This is a genomic window from Streptomyces sp. NPDC042002 (assembly GCF_055588305.1).
Genome location: NZ_JBVJCT010000012.1, coordinates 46,381 through 62,591 on the forward strand (window position 1 = coordinate 46,381; position 16,211 = coordinate 62,591).

The following is a 16,211-nucleotide window of genomic DNA, read 5'->3' on the forward strand; positions in this document are numbered from 1 at the left end:
ACGGCGGCCCTCTTTCGCTCCCCGATCCCGGTCCGGATCACTGATCTCGGCCCGGATCGCTGATCCCGGTCCGGATCGGCGGTCACGACTCGGATCACCGGTCTCGGTCTGGATCGCTGATCTCGGTTCGGATCACTGCTCTCGGAGCGACGGAGGGTCCGCCCTTCCCCGCAAGCGCCGACGCCCCCCATGACGCCGACGTCCTCGATCGCACTGGAGGCGAGCCCTTTTGAGTACGGGACCCGGAGCACACTCCGCACCCGCACCAGCCACCCACGACCCCACAGCCGCCCGCGACTCCCCCCGCTCCTCCTCGATGTTCAGCTCGCTGAAGATCCGGAACTACCGGCTGTTCTTCCTGGGCCAGGTCGTCTCCAACACCGGCACCTGGATGCAGCGCATCGCCCAGGACTGGCTGGTGCTGAGCCTGACCGGCTCCTCCGCCGCCGTCGGCATCACCACCGCGCTCCAGTTCCTGCCGATGCTGCTCTTCGGCCTGTACGGCGGTGTCCTCGTCGACCGGCTCCCCAAGCGCCCCACGCTGCTGGTGACCCAGACGGCGATGGCCCTCACCGGCCTCGCGCTCGCCTTCCTCACCCTCTCCGGCCATGTCCAGGTCTGGCACGTCTATCTCGCCGCCTTCGCCGTCGGTATGGCCACCGTCGTCGACAACCCGGCACGCCAGTCCTTCGTCTCCGAGATGGTCGGCCCCGGCCAGCTGCAGAACGCGGTCAGCCTGAACTCGGCCAACTTCCAGTCCGCGCGGCTGGTCGGCCCCGCCGTCGCGGGCCTGCTGATCACCGGCGTCGGCACCGGCTGGGCCTTCCTCCTGAACGGCCTGTCGTTCGCGGCCCCCATGGCGGGCCTGCTGCTGATGCGTGCCCGTGAACTGCACGTCGTCGAGCGGGCGCCGCGCGCCAAGGGCCAGCTCCGCGAAGGCCTCCACTACGTCGCCGGCCGTCCCGAACTGATCTGGCCGATCGTCCTCGTCGGCTTCATCGGCACCTTCGGGTTCAACTTCCCCGTCTGGCTGTCGGCGTACGCGGACGACATCTTCCACTCGGGCGCGGGGGCCTACAGCCTCTTCAACACCCTGATGGCGATCGGCTCACTGGCCGGCGCGCTGCTCGCGGCCCGGCGCGGCACGGCCCGGCTGCGGGTGCTGATCGCGGCGGCGGTGGCCTTCGGCGCGCTGGAGGTGGTGGCGGCGACGGCCCCCACGCTCTGGCTGTTCGCGCTCCTGATGGTCCCGATCGGCATCTTCGGACTGACGGTGAACGTCACCGCGAACACCTCGGTCCAGATGGCCACCGACCCGGCCATGCGCGGCCGTGTCATGGCGCTGTTCATGATGGTCTTCGTGGGCGGCACGCCGCTGGGCGCGCCGCTGATCGGCTGGGTCACCGACGTCTACGGTCCCCGGGTGGGCTTCGCGCTCGGCGGACTGGTCTCGATGATCGCGGCGACGACGATCGGTCTGGTCCTGGCCCGCCTCGGCGGCCTGCGTGTCTCCCTCGGCTGGCACCACGGACGCCCCCGGATCCGCTTCGTCCCGCGCGTGCCGAGCGGTGAGGAGCAGCTCGTCACCGCTGTGTGACAGGTGCCGCCCCGGAGGCGGTCGGCCCGCTCGCGCGGCCGGCCGCCTCACGCGTACGCAGGGAGACCGAGGGGTTCGAGAGAGCGGGCACCCCTCACGCGTACGTCCGGAGGCCGAGGTCCGGGGGAGCGGACCCCTCCCGGGTACCTCCGCACGCCGGGGTCCGAGGGGACCCGGCCGGTCTGCCCGCTCCCGTGTGCTGATCGTCGTTCCCTGGAAGGCTGGCCCCATGAGACTCTTCGCGGCGGTACTGCCCCCTGCCGATGTGGTACGTGAACTCGCCCCGGAAGTGGACGCGTTGCAGCGGATGCCGGGTGCGGACGCGTTGCGCTGGACGGGCCGCCCCGGCTGGCACTTCACCCTCGCGTTCTACGGCGAGGTGGCCGAGGACGTCGTCCCGGACCTCGCGGAACGGCTGCTGAGGGCCGCCCGTCGCACCGACCCGTTCCCGCTGTCCCTGCACGGCGGCGGGCACTTCGGCGGGCGTGCCCTGTGGGTGGGGGCGGCGGGGGACCTGGAGACCATGCGGCTGCTGGCCGACCGGGCGGAGGCGGCGGGCCGCAAGGCGGGCGTCGAGATGGAGGAGCACCGCCGCTACCGGCCGCATCTGACGGTGGCCCGCAGCCGCGACTCCGCGGACTTCAAGCCGTACGTCGCCGCCCTGGACACCTTCGTCGGGAAGCCCTGGACGGTGGGTGAGCTGTGTCTCGTCCGCAGTAACCTGCCGGTGTCGGGAGTGCCCGGTGAGCAGCCCCGATACGAAACGGTGGTCAGCCGGCCGCTGGGGGCGGGCGACGGGACGGGCCGGGCGGCCGGTTAACCTCGATGACGTGAACCCGAAGACCCGTAACCGGATCATGGCCGGTGTGCTCGTGCTGATGTTCTTCGTCGTGGCCATGGCGGCGGCGCTCAGATAACGACCGCCACCGCCGGACGCCGGCAGTGGTCGGAAAGTGACCTCCACCGCCGGACGCCGGGTGCGTCGCCTGGCTACCAGGCGAACGCCTCGGGGGACGGTCCCGGTCCCGGGAAGATCTCGTCGAGACCCTCCAGGACCTCCTCCGACAGTTCCAGTTCCGCCGCGCGCAGCGCCGACTCCAACTGCTCCGCGGTGCGCGGGCCCACGATGGGACCGGTGACCCCTGGACGGGTCAGCAGCCAGGCCAGGGCGGCCTCTCCGGGCTCCAGACCGTGCTTCTCCAGCAGATCCTCGTACGCCTGGATCTGGGCGCGTACGGCCGTGTTGGCGAGGGCGTCGGCGGCCCGGCCGCCAGCCCGGCGGCCGCCCTCGACCTCCTTCTTGATCACACCGCCCAGCAGCCCGCCGTGCAGCGGCGACCAGGGGATGACACCGAGCCCGTACTCCTGGGCGGCCGGGATGACCTCCATCTCGGCGCGGCGCTCGGCGAGGTTGTAGAGGCACTGCTCGCTGACCAGGCCGATGGTGCCGCCCCGGCGGGCGGCGATCTCGTTGGCCTGGGCGATCTTGTAGCCGGGGAAGTTGCTGGACCCCGCGTAGAGGATCTTCCCCTGCCGCACCAGGACGTCGATCGCCTGCCAGATCTCCTCGAAGGGAGTGGACCGGTCGACGTGGTGGAACTGGTAGATGTCGATGTAGTCGGTCTGCAGGCGCTTCAGGCTCGCGTCGACCGCCCGCCGGATGTTGAGGGCGGAGAGCTTGTCCTGGTTGGGCCACGGAGCGCCCTCGGCGCCCATGTTCCCGTACACCTTGGTGGCGAGGACCGTCCGCTCACGCCGGTCGCCGCCCTGCGCGAACCAGCTCCCGATGATCGATTCGGTACGGCCCTTGTTCTCGCCCCAGCCGTACACGTTCGCCGTGTCGAAATAGTTGATTCCCGCGTCCAGCGCCGCGTCCATGATGGCGTGGCTGTCGGCCTCGTCGGTCTGCGGTCCGAAGTTCATGGTGCCGAGGACGAGCCGGCTGACCTTGAGTCCCGTGCGTCCGAGCTGTGTGTACTTCATGACTCACCAGCCAACGGCGTGGAGTGCGCTCTAGGCAAGGGCGGGCCGGGTGACGGCAGCGGAGGCCGGCAGTCTCTGACCGCGGGGAAACGCGTCGGTCCCGACCGTCAGGCCGGTTGGGCCGTGTACTGCTCGCCCAGGTCCCAGGCCTGGTACATCGCCTCCGCGAAACCCTCCGCGATCTTGTGCTCGCCGCTCGCGTTCGGGTGGGTGCCGTCGTACGTGTCGAAGGTGGTGTCGTACGAGAGGGGCGGGGACGCCAGCAGCAGCGGGGAGCGGGGCTCGTCGAGGTCGGCGACCGTCTTGGCGAGCAGCTCGTTGAACGCGGCGACCTGGGCGGCGAACGGGGCGTCGGACTCGGCGCGGACGTTCGGTATCACCGGGAGCAGGACCATGCGGACGCGCGGGTTCGCGGCGCGGGCCTCCCCGACGAAGGCGCGGGCGTTGTCGGCGGTCTGGACGGCGTTCGTGTAGAAGCCGAGGTCGATGAGGCCGAGGGAGACCAGCAGCACGTCGGCGCGCTGCGCGCGGACCGCCTCGCGGATCAGCGGGGCCATGTGCAGCCAGCCCTCGCCCCAGCCGGCCAGGTGGGCGCGGGGGAACTCCGGGTCGGCGTACTCGAGTGAGTCGGGGGACTCCGTCGCCTTGTCGTACAGCGTCTCGCGCGGGCCGACGATCTTGAACGGGCCCCCGTACGTCGCGCGCAGGTGCTGCCACATCCGGTAACGCCATGTGTGTTCGCCCGCGCTACCGATCGTCATGGAGTCGCCGACGGGCATGAACCTGAGCATTCGCTCATCATGGACGATCGGTCCGGGTGCCATGGGCCGTGACGGTGTGAAGCTGGACACGCCGGTGCGCGGTCGGACGGGGTGCACGGGGCAGGGAGGGTGCCTGGGCCGGGCGGTGCGGGTCCGGGCGGGCGGGCGGCGACGTGAACGGGCCTGTGGGGTGGCACGCTTGGGGCCATGCGCCGATCGCCCTCGTTCGTGTCCGGAGCCGCCGCCGGAGCCCTTGCCGGAGCCGCCCTCGCCGTCGCCCTCGCGGCGCCCGCCCTCGCCGACGGCGGGGACGGGGGGTTCACCATCAAGGACCCCCGGATCAAGGAGTCCAGCGGCCTCGCCGCCTCGCGCATCCACCCGGGCATCTACTGGACCCACAACGACAGCGACGACGGGCCCTACCTGTACGCCGTCGACAGCAGGACCGGCCGGACCGTCGCCACGATCACCATGAGCGGGGTCGGCAAGCCACGGGACGTCGAGGCGATCTCCCTCGGACCCGACGGCGACCTCTACGCCGGCGACATCGGCGACAACCTCGGCGGCAAGTGGGACCACGTGTGGATCTACAAGCTCCCCGAGCCCAAGGTGCTCAAGGACCAGACGATCCGCGCCACCCAGTACGTCGTGAAGTACTCCGACGGCCCCCGCAACGCGGAGGCGCTGATGGTGCACCCCAAGACCGGGCGCGTCTACATCGCCGACAAGAACGAGGACGGCGGCCACCTCTACGAGGGCCCCGCCCGTCTCTCCGCCACCACCACCAACATCTTCAAGCCCGTCGCCACCGTCGACCTCTGGGTCACCGACGGCGCCTTCTCCCCCGACGGCCGGCAGCTCGCCGTACGCGGCTACTTCGGCGGCATCGCGTACGCCTGGAACGACGGCCGGATCAAACGCCAGGGCCGCCTGAACGTGCCCCTCCAGGGCCAGGGAGAGTCCATCACGTACACCCCCGACGGATCGAAGCTCATGTACGGCAGCGAGGGCGCGGACAGCCCCGTACAGCCGGAGGACGCGCCCGGTACCGGCGGCTCCGACTCCAAGTCGCCCTCCAGGGGCGGTGGTTCGGCCGCCGGGGACGGGAGCGGTGGCGGAATCGGCGGCGGGCTGAAGGTCGGCGCCATCGCGGTCGCCGCCCTCTTCGCCGTGGTGTTCGGCTTCAAGAGGCTGCTGCGCCGCGACTGACCCGCACCACCACGAAGGCCGAGGGCCCAACTCCGGCTGAGGGGCGCGTCTTTCGGCTGACGGGCGCGCCTACGACTGAGGGGCGTCCGGCACGCTTACGCGCCGGACGCCCCTCAACTCGTGGGAAGGGAACGGTTACAGCTTCTCGATCACGTAGTCGACGCAGCGCGTCAGCGCCTCGACGTCCGCCGGGTCGATCGCCGGGAACATGGCGACGCGGAGCTGGTTGCGGCCGAGCTTGCGGTAGGGCTCGGTGTCGACGATGCCGTTGGCGCGCAGGACCTTGGCGACGGCGGCGGCGTCGATCTCGTCGGCGAAGTCGATCGTGCCGATGACCTGCGAGCGCTTGGCCGCGTCCGTCACGAACGGCGTGGCGTACTTGCTGTCCTCGGCCCAGCGGTACAGGCGGGTCGAGGAGTCCTTCGTCCGGGCCGCCGACCAGGCGAGGCCGCCCTGTCCGTTGATCCACTCCAGCTGCTCGTTGAGCAGGAAGAGCGTGGCGAGGGCCGGGGTGTTGTACGTCTGGTTCTTGCGGGAGTTGTCGATCGCCGTCGGCAGCGAGAAGAACTCCGGGACGTGCCGGCCGGAGGCGTGGATCCGCTCGGCGCGCTCGATCGCGGCCGGCGAGAACGCGGCGATCCACAGGCCGCCGTCGGAGGCGAAGGACTTCTGCGGGGCGAAGTAGTAGACGTCGGTCTCGGCGATGTCGACGGGCAGGCCGCCGGCGCCGGAGGTGGCGTCCACCAGGACGAGGGAGCCCTCGTCGGCGCCCGCGACCCGCTTGATCGGGGCGGCGACACCGGTCGAGGTCTCGTTGTGGGTGAAGGCGTAGACGTCGACGCCCGCCTCGGCGACCGGTTCGGGGTGCGTGCCCGGGTCGGAGGAGACCACGGTGGGATCGGCCAGCCACGGGGCGAGCTTCGCCGCCTTCGCGAACTTGGAGGAGAACTCGCCGAACGTGAGGTGCTGCGACTTGTTCTCGATCAGGCCGTGCGTCGCGACGTCCCAGAACGCGGTGGAGCCGCCGTTGCCGAGGACGACCTCGTACCCGTCGGGCAGGGAGAACAGCTCGCGCACGCCCTCGCGTACCTTGCCGACCAGGTTCTTGACCGGGGCCTGGCGGTGGGATGTGCCGAGCAGAGAGCTGCCGGTCGCGGCGAGCGCGTCCAGTGCCTCCGTCCGCACCTTGGAGGGGCCAGCGCCGAATCGTCCGTCGGCGGGCTTGATGTCAGCGGGGATCTGGATATCAGCCACGCGGGGAGCCTAGCCGTTCCGGGAAACCTGGGCGAAACGTCGTCCGTCGGCTGAGACGGGCGGGTTGACGCGGGTCGGCGGCCACCGTCGCCGGAGGGGCCGTGGCGGGCCCCTCCGGCGAGCTGCCGCTCCGTCAGTCCACCTCGTCCTGCGATCAGCCGCACGGGTGGTTCGCGTATGACTCGCGTATGACTCACGGGTGGCTTACGGGCGGCTCATCTCATTCGGCGATCAGCCGCACCGGCAGTTCGAACAGGTCGTTCTGTGTCACCACCGGCTTGTTGCGGAGCTCCGACACCGGGACGGTGAGGTCCAGGGCGGGGAAGCGCGCGTACAGGGCGGGCAGGGCGACGCCCGCTTCCAGGCGGGACAGGGCCGCGCCGGGGCAGACGTGGGGTCCGTGGCCGAAGGAGATGTGCCGGTTCTGGCTGGTGCGGCTGATGTCGAAGTCGCCCGCGGTGGGACCGTGGGCGTTCTCGTCGCGGCCGATCGCGCCGTACGACACGATGAGCGCGTCGCCCGCCGGGATCACCTTGTCGCCGACCGGGACGTCCTCCGTCGCGAAGCGGATGAGGACGTGGGAGGTCGGGGTGGAGTGGCGCAGGGTCTCCTCGACGACCGCGGACCAGTCGGCCTCGCCGGCGAGGACGAGGGCGCGCTGCTCGGGGTGCGCGGAGAGGTTGACGACCGCGTTGACGATCAGGGAGATCGTCGTCTCGTGGCCCGCCGCGACCATGAGCTGGAGGGTGGAGACGATCTCCGCGTCGGTGAGGTGGTCGCCGTCCTCGGAGGCCACGATCAGCGCGCTGGTCAGGTCGTCGCCCGGCTCGGCGCGCTTCGCCGCCACCGTCTCCGCCATGATCCCGGCCAGTTCGGTGAGCGTCGCGATGACCTCCGCGGGCGGGGTCTGCGTCGAGAAGAACTTCTCGAAGAGCTCCTTCAGGCGCGGCAGGCGGGACTCCTCGATGCCCATGAGGTCGGCGATGACGTACATGGGCAGCGGGTAGGCGAAGTCGGCCTTCAGGTCGACGACTTCCCCGGTGAGGTTGTCGAGCAGACTCTCCGTCAGCTTCGCGATGCGCTCCCGCATCTGCTCCACCCGGCGCGGTGTCAGCGCCTGCGCCACCAGGGTGCGCATCCGCCGGTGGTCCGCTCCGTCCACGGTGAGCATGGAGCGGCCCGGGTTGGCGAGTCCGATCAGCGGCCAGTCGGGGGCGATCTCGCCGCGCTGCCAGGCACCCCAGACGTTGATGTCCTTCACCAGACGGGGGTCGGTGAGCAGGGCGCGCGCCTCGGCGTGGTGGGTGACCGCCCAGACCGGCACACCGCCGGGCAGTTCGACGGCGGCGAGCGGCCCGGCGGCGCGCAGCGCGGCGCTCTCGCCGTCCAGGTCGGTGACGAAGGGGTCCAGGACTATGCGGGTCTCTTCGGTACCGGTGGTCATGCGGGGGTGCCTCCAAGGGCTGGGGTGGGGGTACTGGCGGCTTCCCGGGGCGGGGAGGGGCCCCAGGACCCGGCCGAACAGCGTGTCGGCCGGGTGCGAAGGCGTCTCAGAGGACGGGTACGGGCGTGAACCGTACGGGCAGTTCGCTCAGGCCCCGCAGCCACGGGGAGGGGCGCCGGGTCAGTGACTCGGCGGGTACGGCCAGGTCGATGTCCGGCAGCCGGTCGAGCACGACCTCGATCCCGGTCCGCGCGATGACCTCCGCGACCTCCTGCGCCGGGAACGGGCAGCGGTGCTCCCCGTGACCGAAGGAGAAGTGGGCGCTGTTGCCCCCGGTGAGCGCGGAACTGTCGGTGCGGACCTGGGGGTCGGAGTTGGCGCCCTGGAGGCCGAGCAGCAGCAGGTCGCCGGAGCGGACCCGGCGGCCGCCGAGCTGGGTGTCGCGGGAGGCCCAGCGCCCGGCCACGTTCTGGGTGGGGGTGTCCTCCCACAGCACCTCGTTCATGGCCTCGGCGACACTGTGCCGGCCGCCGAACAGCGAGGCGGCGAACCGCTCGTCGGTGAGCATCAGGCGCAACGAGTTGCCGATCCAGTCGGCGGTCGGCTGGTGGCCGGCGGCCATCATGACCATCAGGTCCTGGACGATCTCCTCGTCGGTGAAGCCCGCGGTGTTCGCGAGCATCCGGGAGACCACGTCGTTGGCCGGTCGCTCCTTGCGGTCGGCGATCAACCGGGCCATGGAGGAGGCGAGATGCTGCTGTCCGGCCAGCGCGCCCTCACGCCCGTTGATCATGTCGTTCAGGGCGGTCACCAGGCCCGGACCCTGCTCGTCCGCGAAGCCGTAGAGCGTCGCGAGGACCCGTACGGGCAGCAGGGCCGCGTAGTCGCCGACGAGGTCCGTCTCGCCCTTGGGGCAGACCGTGTCGATCAGTTCGTCGGCGAACTTCTCGGCCTGGGAGCGCAGTTCGAAGGCGTCCACGGCTTCGAGGGCGTCGCTGATCATCGCGGCGCGCTCGCGGTGGCGCTCGCCGACGGTGTACAGGATGGAGGGCTGCCTGCGGCCGATCATCGGCAGCAGCGGCCAGTCGTCCGGGATGCGGTCCCACTGGCTCCACAGTTCCGAGTCCCGGCTGAACAGCTGCGGATCGCCGGTGACTTGGTGCAGTTCGCGGTAGCCGAGGACCAGCCAGGCCGGGATGTCGCCGTCGAGGACGACCGGCACGACGGAACCGTGGTCGCGCCGCATCTCCCGGTACAGCTCGGCGGGTTCGGTCTGGAACCGTGGCCCGCCGAGGGGGACGGGCGCGGATGCGGTGGTGGGGGTCACAGCGCCAACTCCGGTGATTGAAGGGCGCCTTCCGCGGCTGCGGCGCCGTGACGGGCGTGGAGGGACTGGAGGTGCTCGATCAGCGTGATCAGCACCCGCTTGCTGGACTCCCGGGACCGGGCGTCGCAGTCGAGCAGCGGCACGTGCGGGTCGAGGTCGAGGGCCTCGCGGATCTGCGCGGGGGTGTGCGTGGGCCCGCCGAAGTCGTTGCAGGCCACGATGAAGGGCGTGCCGTGGTGCTCCAGCCGGTCGATGGCGTACCAGGAGTCGTCGATACGACGGGTGTCGACCAGGACGATCGCCCCGAGCGTTCCGGAGAACAGCCGGTCCCACAGGAACCAGAACCGCTCCTGTCCGGGCGCGCCGAACAGGTAGAGGATGTTGTGCGTGTCCAGCGTGATGCGTCCGAAGTCGAAGGCGACGGTGGTCGCGGACTTGCCGCGCACCTCGCTGATGTCGTCGACGGCCTCGCCGGCCTGCGTCATCGTCTCCTCGGTGTTGAGGGGACGTATCTCGCTGACCGAGCGGACCAGGGTCGTCTTGCCGACACCGAAGCCACCCACGATCACGATCTTGAGGCCGTTGTCGGCCGACGCGGACAGGGGCGCACGAGCGTCAGAGGTTACGGAGTCCAACGAGCACCTGCTCCAGGATGTCGGGATCGGGAAGACCGGAAGGAACAGTGGTGTGCGGGTGACGGGCGCTGACATGGCCCGTGGAGAGCAGGTCGGAGAGCAGGACGCGGGTGATCGACACCGGCAGCCTCAGCTCCGCCGCGATCTCCACGACCGCCGTCGGCCGATCGCACATCCGCAGGATCGCGGCGTGCTCGGACTGCATGCCCGCCACCGGATCGCACTCGGCGACCACCAGCGTCACCAGGTCGAAGGGGGTGTCGGGCCCGGACCGGGAGCGCCCCTGGGTGAGGGTGTACAGCCGGTCGGGCGCGTCGTCCCTGCCAGGACGGCTCATGACGACCGGGGCGGCGTGCTCAGATATTCGCCGAGTTGTTCCACGAGTTCGCTCATGTTGTGCCCGACCAGCCCGGCGTCGGCGTCCTCGGCGGTGACGACGGCGAGATGCGCGCCGTCACCGGCCTCCACGATGAACAGCACCCCGCCGTAGAACTCGGCCATCGCCGAGCGCACACCGCCGCTGCCGTCGCCGAACTCCACGGACGCCCCGTGGGACAGCGACTGGATGCCGGCGGCGATGGCGGCGAGCTGGTCGGCCTGGTCGACGGACAGCTCCGGAGTGCGGCACAGCTTCAGGCCGTCGCGGGAGAGCACGAGCGCGTGCCGGGCGCCCGGGGTGCGCTCAAGGAGGCCCTCGATGAGCCAGGTGAGCTTCTCGTCGGCGGTGATGGTGCCGGTCATGGGGTGGTGTCGCCTTCCGGGAGCGAGTGTGCGGTGGGGGTGGTGGAACGGGGGGAAGCGGCGGGGGCGCCCTGTACGACGGCGGCCTCTTCGCGGACGTCGTCCGTGTCGCGTACGGGATGCCCGTCCGGGACACGGTCCTCGGCCCGTAGGAGCTCCTCGGCTCGCGGACGGTCCTCGGCCGGTACGTGGTCCTCGGGCCGTGCGCGGTCCTCGGCCTGCGGGGGATCTCCGGCCGCTACGGGGTCGGGGGCGCCCGGCGCCGTGCCGCGTACCGCCTGGCGGAAGGTGCCGAAGCGGGCGGCCGACCGGGCCTTGGGGTCGTCGCCCTTACGGGGTTCCGGGGCGGCCGGGGCCGTGGTGTGCGAGCGGCTGCGCTCGGCGTGCGCGAGGGTGCGTCCGCGACGGCGCTTGGGAAGGCCGCCGGTGGCCGCGGGACCCTGCTCGTGCCGGGGTGAGTCATGGGCCGGGACGGGGTCCGGGTCGAGGTCGTCGGCCGCGCGGGCGGCGGCGTACGACACGGGGGACGCGGAGGATTCCCGGGGCGACCGGGACTCCTGCGAGCCCTGCGAGCCGTGTGACCGCTGGGGCTCCGGCGCGTCCTGGCCGGTTCGGGACCGTGGCGCGGAGGCGCGGCCGTCGGCGGCTGTCGGGGCCGACGCGACGAACTCCGGTCCGGCCGACAGCGGGGTCGTGATGTGCGGGGCGTTCGCCGGCGTGAGGAGGTCCTGCGGGATGAGGACGAGAACGCCGGTGCCGCCGCGGGCGGAGGGCCGGAAGGACACCTTCAGGCCGTACTTGCCGGCCAGCCGGCCGACCACCGCGAGGCCGAGGCGGGTGCCGGTGAGTCCGCCGAGATCGGACGCGTTCACGATGCCCCCGGTGACGGCGCGTTCGGCGCGCCGCAGCTGGACGTCGCCCATCACCAGTCCGCTGTCCTCGACGGAGACGATGACACCCGCCGGGACCTCCTCGACGTACACATGCACTTCGGCGGTGGGCGGCGAGAACTTGGCGGCGTTGTCGAGGAGTTCGGCGAGCGCGTGCATGACGCCCTCGGCGGCGTGTCCGGCGACGGCGGCCTCGCTGGCGGAGTGGACGCGCACGCGCTGGTAGCCGCCGATGCGGCCCATGGCGCCGCGCAGGATCGACTCCATGACGATCGGGCGGGCCCAGCGGCGTCCCGAGCGCGCACTCGTCAGGACGGCGACGGAGTCGGCGAGGCGGCCCGCCTGCGCGGTGCGGTGGTCGAGGTGCAGGAGGTCGGCGAGGACGTCCTCGTCGGAGTGTCTCTCCTCCATGGCCCGCAGGTCGGCGAGCATGCCGGTGGACAGCGCCTGCATGCGGGCGGCCGCGTTGGCGGTCGCCGAGACCGCGGCGGTCCGGTTGCTGTCGGCGTGCCGGGCGCGCTCGGCGAGTTCGGTGTTGAGCTCGGTGAGCCGGGCGCGTTCACCGATGAGCAGTTCCCGCTCCTCGGCGAACTCCTCGGTGAGGCGGGCGCGTTCGCGGGCGGCGGCCTCGGTCAGGCGGATCCGCTCCTGGGCCGCGGCCTCGGCGGCGCGGGCGCGGTCACGGGCGGCCTCGTCGGCCAGCCGGGCCCGTTCCTGGCTGAACTCCTCGGTCAGCCGGGCGCGTTCCTGAAGGAGCCGGCCGGCGTCCTTGGTCACGTTGTCGAGGCGACGGAGTATCAGTCGCTTGGTCTGTACGGCGCGGGCGGCCACCGTGACGGCCGTGCACAGCAGCACCGCGGCGGCGCCGGTTCCCCAGGCGAGGGGTACGCGGGCCGGCTCGGGGGCCAGCAGGACGGCGGCCACCACCGCGACCGCGGCCGGTACGGCGGCGGTCAGCGCGGCTTTTGCTGTGGCGCGCGGGGTGGGTCGTTCGCCGGAGGGCAGGGGCGGGGTCATCAATCGGTCCTCGGTCGTGTTCCTGGGGGGAGAACGTGTCCTCGGTCGTGTCCTCGGTCGGTCCTGGGCGAGAAGCGACACCTGATGCTCAACTCGCGGTCACTATATGAGAGTTCGTGATCCGATTGGGCAGCTTCGGGAAGCGGTTGCATGATCGCCTCGGCATATCGGGGCCTTTCGGGTGCGCGTCCGGGTGGCCGGTGCCGGTGCCGGTGCCGGTGCCCGGCGGCATCCTGGAGGCATGACGGATCTGGGTGGACGGCCGGAGGAACAGCCGGAAGGCGCGGAACTGCGGTACGAGCTGGCGAGAGCGGTGCGCGGCGAGGTCTCCTTCGACGCGACGGCACGGGCGCTGACCACCATGGACGCCTCCAACTACCGGCGCGTACCGCTCGGTGTGGTGGCCCCGCGTGACGCCGACGACGTGGCCGCGGTCCTCGCCGTGTGCCGCGCCCACGCGGTGCCGGTCGTGGCGCGCGGCGGCGGCACCTCGATCGCGGGACAGGCCACCGGCACCGGTGTCGTCCTGGACTTCACCCGCCACCTGAACCGGATCGTCGCGCTCGACCCCGACGCCCGTACGGCCGTCGTCCAGCCAGGTGCCGTCCTCGACCGCCTCCAGGAGGCCGCCGCCCCGCACGGCCTGCGCTTCGGCCCCGACCCCTCCACCCACAGCCGCTGCACCCTCGGCGGAATGATCGGCAACAACTCCTGCGGCTCCCACTCGGTCGCCTGGGGCACCACGGCGGACAACGTCCTGGGACTGTCGGCCGTCGGCGCGGGCGGCGACCCGCGCCGCCTCGGCCGGGACTGGCAGGGCGCCCCGGACGGCCTGCGGGCCCTGGTCGAGAGCGAGTTGGCGCTGCTGCGGACCGGCTTCCCGGACCTCCCGCGGCGGATCTCCGGGTACGCCCTCGACGCGCTGCTGCCCGAGCGGGGCGCGGACGTGGCCCGCGCCTTCTGCGGCTCCGAGGGCACCTGGGGCATCCTCACCGAGGCGGTCCTGCGCCTGGTCGAGGCACCCCGCGCGCGGGCGCTGGCCGTCCTCGCCTACCCCGACGAGAGCGCCGCCGCGGACGCCGCCGCCGGTCTGCTGCCGCTGGGGCCGCTGACCGTGGAGGGGATGGCCGCCGATCTCGTACCGGCGAACGCGGGGCTGCCGCGCGGCGGGGCCTGGCTGTTCGTGGAGACGGGCGGCGGATCGCCGGCGGAGGCACGCGCGCACGCGGACACGATCGTGCGGGCGGCGGACGTACAGGACGCCCTGGTGGTCACCGATCCGGCGGGGCAGCGGGCGCTGTGGCGGCTGCGGGAGGACGCGAGCGGCACGGCGACCCGGATGCCGTACGCCGGGGGCGGCTCCGGCCCGGGCCGCGGGCTCGGCGGCGAGGCCTGGCCCGGCTGGGAGGACTGCGCCGTGCCGCCCGCCCGGCTGGGCGCGTATCTGCGGGACTTCCGGGCCCTGCTCGCGGCCCACGGCCTGCGCGGAACGCCGTACGGGCACTTCGGCGACGGCTGCATCCACGTCCGCATCGACTTCGACCTGATCTCCACGGCGGGCGTCGCCCGCTTCCGGCGCTTCTCCGAGGAGGCCGCTCACCTCGTCGTCTCGTACGGCGGCTCCCTGTCAGGCGAGCACGGCGACGGGCAGGCGCGCGCGGAACTGCTGCCCGCGATGTACGGCACCGAGATGGTCCGCCTCTTCGAGAGGGCCAAGGACCTCTGGGACCCGGACGGCCTGCTCAACCCCGGCATGCTCGTCCGCCCGCACCGGCTGGACGAGAACCTGCGGTTCGCGGTCCTGCCGGACCGCCCGGTGGACGTGGAGTTCGGCTACCCGGCGGACGGCGGCGACTTCTCGGCGGCGGTGCGCCGCTGCGTGGGCGTCGCCAAGTGCCGTACGGCCTCGGTGCCGGGCGGCGACGACGTCATGTGCCCCTCCTTCCGCGCGACCGGCGAGGAGGAGCACTCCACGCGCGGGCGGGCCCGGCTGCTGCACGAGATGCTCGCCGGCGAGATCGTCACCGGCGGATGGCGCTCCACGGAGGTCCGCGACGCGCTGGACCTGTGCCTGTCGTGCAAGGGATGCCGGTCCGACTGCCCGGTCGGCGTCGACATGGCCACGTACAAGGCGGAGTTCCTCCACCACCACTACGCGGGCCGCCGCCGCCCCGCCGCGCACTACGCCCTGGGGCGGCTGCCCTTCTGGCTCGCGGCGGTGACCCGTACCCGCTCGGCGCGCCTCGTCAACTCCCTCGCATCCGTGCGTCCGTTGGCCGCCCTCGCCAAGCGCCTGGCGGGTATCGCGCCGGAACGGGAGATCCCGCGGCTGGCCCCGGAGACGTTCAGCCAGTGGTGGTCGACCCGGTTCCGGGACCGGGTGCGGGCGTACGTGCGCGAGCGGCGCCGGGGCGGTCCGGGCGGTCCGGGCGGTCCGGGCGGTCCGGGCGGGGGAACGGACGAGGGAGCGAGCGGGGGCAGGCGGTTCGCGAGCGGACTGTTCCCGGGCTTCGGCGGGACGACGGTCCTCCTGTGGCCGGACACCTTCACCGAACACCTGGAACCCTCCGCCGGACGCGCGGCCGTACGGGTCCTGGAGACCGCGGGACTGGCCGTCCTGCTGCCCCCGAGGACGGTGATGCGGCACGGGCCCATCGGCGACGGCGTCACCCGCGGCCCCCTCCTCCTCGGCACGCTGCTGCCGCGCCGCCGCCACCGTGTCTGCTGCGGACTGACGTACGTCTCGACCGGCCAGCTCGACCGCGCCCGCACGGTGCTCCGCCGCACCCTCGACCTCATGGAGCCCTACCTCGCCATGGACGACCTCCCGGTCGTCGTCCTGGAGCCGAGCTGCGCCGCCGCGCTCCGCACGGACCTGCCCGAGCTGCTGCCGGGCGACCCGCGCGCGGCACGGCTGGCGGCGGCGGTGACGACCTTCGCGGAGGCCCTGGAGCGGTACGCGCCGGGCTGGACGCCGCCCCGGCTGGACCGGCCGGCCATCGGCCAGACGCACTGCCACCAGCACGCGGTCCTCGGCGACGGGGCCGAACGCCGGCTGCGCGAGGCGGCGGGTCTGACCGGCACCCTCGCGGGCGGCTGCTGCGGCCTGGCGGGCAACTTCGGCTTCGAGAAGGGTCACGAGGAGGTGTCGCGGGCCTGCGCGGAGGAACAGCTGCTCCCGGCGGTACGGGAGGCCGACGACACCGCGGTGGTCCTCGCCGACGGCTTCTCCTGCCGCACCCAGCTGGCCCACCTGAGCGACCGGCGGGGCCGCCACCTGGCGGAGGTACTGGCCGAGGCGCTGGAGAACGGTCCGCAGGGCGGCGGGTCGGCGGGACCCGCGTGAGTACGCT

At 72.4% G+C, this 16,211-nt stretch carries 13 protein-coding genes; 4 read left to right on the forward strand and 9 right to left on the reverse strand.

Annotated elements, in window-relative coordinates:
* Nucleotides 1-229: 229 nt before the first annotated feature.
* Nucleotides 230-1,597, forward strand: coding sequence for an MFS transporter (locus ACZ6KY_RS19555; protein ID WP_469311523.1), 1,368 nt, complete (start codon nucleotides 230-232; stop codon nucleotides 1,595-1,597).
* Between the two features lie 229 nt (nucleotides 1,598-1,826).
* The gene (gene thpR, locus ACZ6KY_RS19560) at nucleotides 1,827-2,417 is read left to right on the forward strand and encodes an RNA 2',3'-cyclic phosphodiesterase (RefSeq protein WP_469311524.1); all 591 of its coding nucleotides are present in this window, start codon (nucleotides 1,827-1,829) and stop codon (nucleotides 2,415-2,417) included.
* Nucleotides 2,418-2,587: 170 nt separating this feature from the next.
* Here the strand turns inward: thpR and ACZ6KY_RS19565 are convergent, their stop codons facing one another.
* Both ACZ6KY_RS19565 and ACZ6KY_RS19570 read right to left on the reverse strand, forming a co-directional pair.
* Nucleotides 2,588-3,580 carry an aldo/keto reductase gene (locus ACZ6KY_RS19565; RefSeq protein WP_469311525.1) on the reverse strand — a complete coding sequence of 331 codons (993 nt, stop codon included), beginning with the start codon at nucleotides 3,578-3,580 and terminating at the stop codon, nucleotides 2,588-2,590.
* 107 nt (nucleotides 3,581-3,687) lie between these two features.
* Nucleotides 3,688-4,371 (reverse strand): SGNH/GDSL hydrolase family protein, encoded by a 684-nt coding sequence (locus ACZ6KY_RS19570; protein WP_469311526.1) that lies wholly within the window; start codon nucleotides 4,369-4,371, stop codon nucleotides 3,688-3,690.
* Between the two features lie 177 nt (nucleotides 4,372-4,548).
* Here ACZ6KY_RS19570 and ACZ6KY_RS19575 point away from each other — a divergent pair, with 177 nt between their 5' ends.
* A complete protein-coding gene (locus ACZ6KY_RS19575; protein ID WP_469311527.1) occupies nucleotides 4,549-5,550 on the forward strand; it encodes a WD40 repeat domain-containing protein in 1,002 nt (333 codons plus the stop codon).
* A gap of 135 nt (nucleotides 5,551-5,685) precedes the next feature.
* On the opposite strand, the gene serC is transcribed toward ACZ6KY_RS19575, so the two are convergent.
* From serC to ACZ6KY_RS19610, 7 genes are all read right to left on the reverse strand, one after another.
* Nucleotides 5,686-6,804, reverse strand: coding sequence for a phosphoserine transaminase (gene serC / locus ACZ6KY_RS19580; protein ID WP_469311528.1), 1,119 nt, complete (start codon nucleotides 6,802-6,804; stop codon nucleotides 5,686-5,688).
* A 220-nt stretch (nucleotides 6,805-7,024) separates the two neighbouring features.
* Nucleotides 7,025-8,248, reverse strand: coding sequence for a cytochrome P450 family protein (locus ACZ6KY_RS19585; protein WP_469311529.1), 1,224 nt, complete (start codon nucleotides 8,246-8,248; stop codon nucleotides 7,025-7,027).
* Nucleotides 8,249-8,354: 106 nt separating this feature from the next.
* Entirely contained in the window at nucleotides 8,355-9,575 is a 1,221-nt protein-coding gene (locus ACZ6KY_RS19590) for a cytochrome P450 (protein WP_469311530.1), read from the reverse strand.
* Nucleotides 9,572-10,210 carry a GTP-binding protein gene (locus ACZ6KY_RS19595; protein ID WP_469311531.1) on the reverse strand — a complete coding sequence of 213 codons (639 nt, stop codon included), beginning with the start codon at nucleotides 10,208-10,210 and terminating at the stop codon, nucleotides 9,572-9,574. The genes ACZ6KY_RS19590 and ACZ6KY_RS19595 overlap by 4 nt, the downstream gene beginning before the upstream one ends.
* Entirely contained in the window at nucleotides 10,191-10,547 is a 357-nt protein-coding gene (locus ACZ6KY_RS19600) for a DUF742 domain-containing protein (RefSeq protein WP_469311532.1), read from the reverse strand. The genes ACZ6KY_RS19595 and ACZ6KY_RS19600 overlap by 20 nt, the downstream gene beginning before the upstream one ends.
* Nucleotides 10,544-10,951 carry a roadblock/LC7 domain-containing protein gene (locus ACZ6KY_RS19605; RefSeq protein ID WP_328554884.1) on the reverse strand — a complete coding sequence of 136 codons (408 nt, stop codon included), beginning with the start codon at nucleotides 10,949-10,951 and terminating at the stop codon, nucleotides 10,544-10,546. Before ACZ6KY_RS19605 ends, ACZ6KY_RS19600 begins: the two co-directional genes overlap by 4 nt.
* Nucleotides 10,948-12,858 carry a sensor histidine kinase gene (locus ACZ6KY_RS19610; protein ID WP_469311533.1) on the reverse strand — a complete coding sequence of 637 codons (1,911 nt, stop codon included), beginning with the start codon at nucleotides 12,856-12,858 and terminating at the stop codon, nucleotides 10,948-10,950. The genes ACZ6KY_RS19605 and ACZ6KY_RS19610 overlap by 4 nt, the downstream gene beginning before the upstream one ends.
* Before the next feature lie 241 nt (nucleotides 12,859-13,099).
* On the opposite strand from ACZ6KY_RS19610, the gene ACZ6KY_RS19615 reads away from it, so the two are divergent.
* Nucleotides 13,100-16,204, forward strand: a complete 3,105-nt coding sequence (locus ACZ6KY_RS19615; protein ID WP_469311534.1) for an FAD-binding and (Fe-S)-binding domain-containing protein — start codon at nucleotides 13,100-13,102, stop codon at nucleotides 16,202-16,204.
* Nucleotides 16,205-16,211 lie beyond the last annotated feature (7 nt).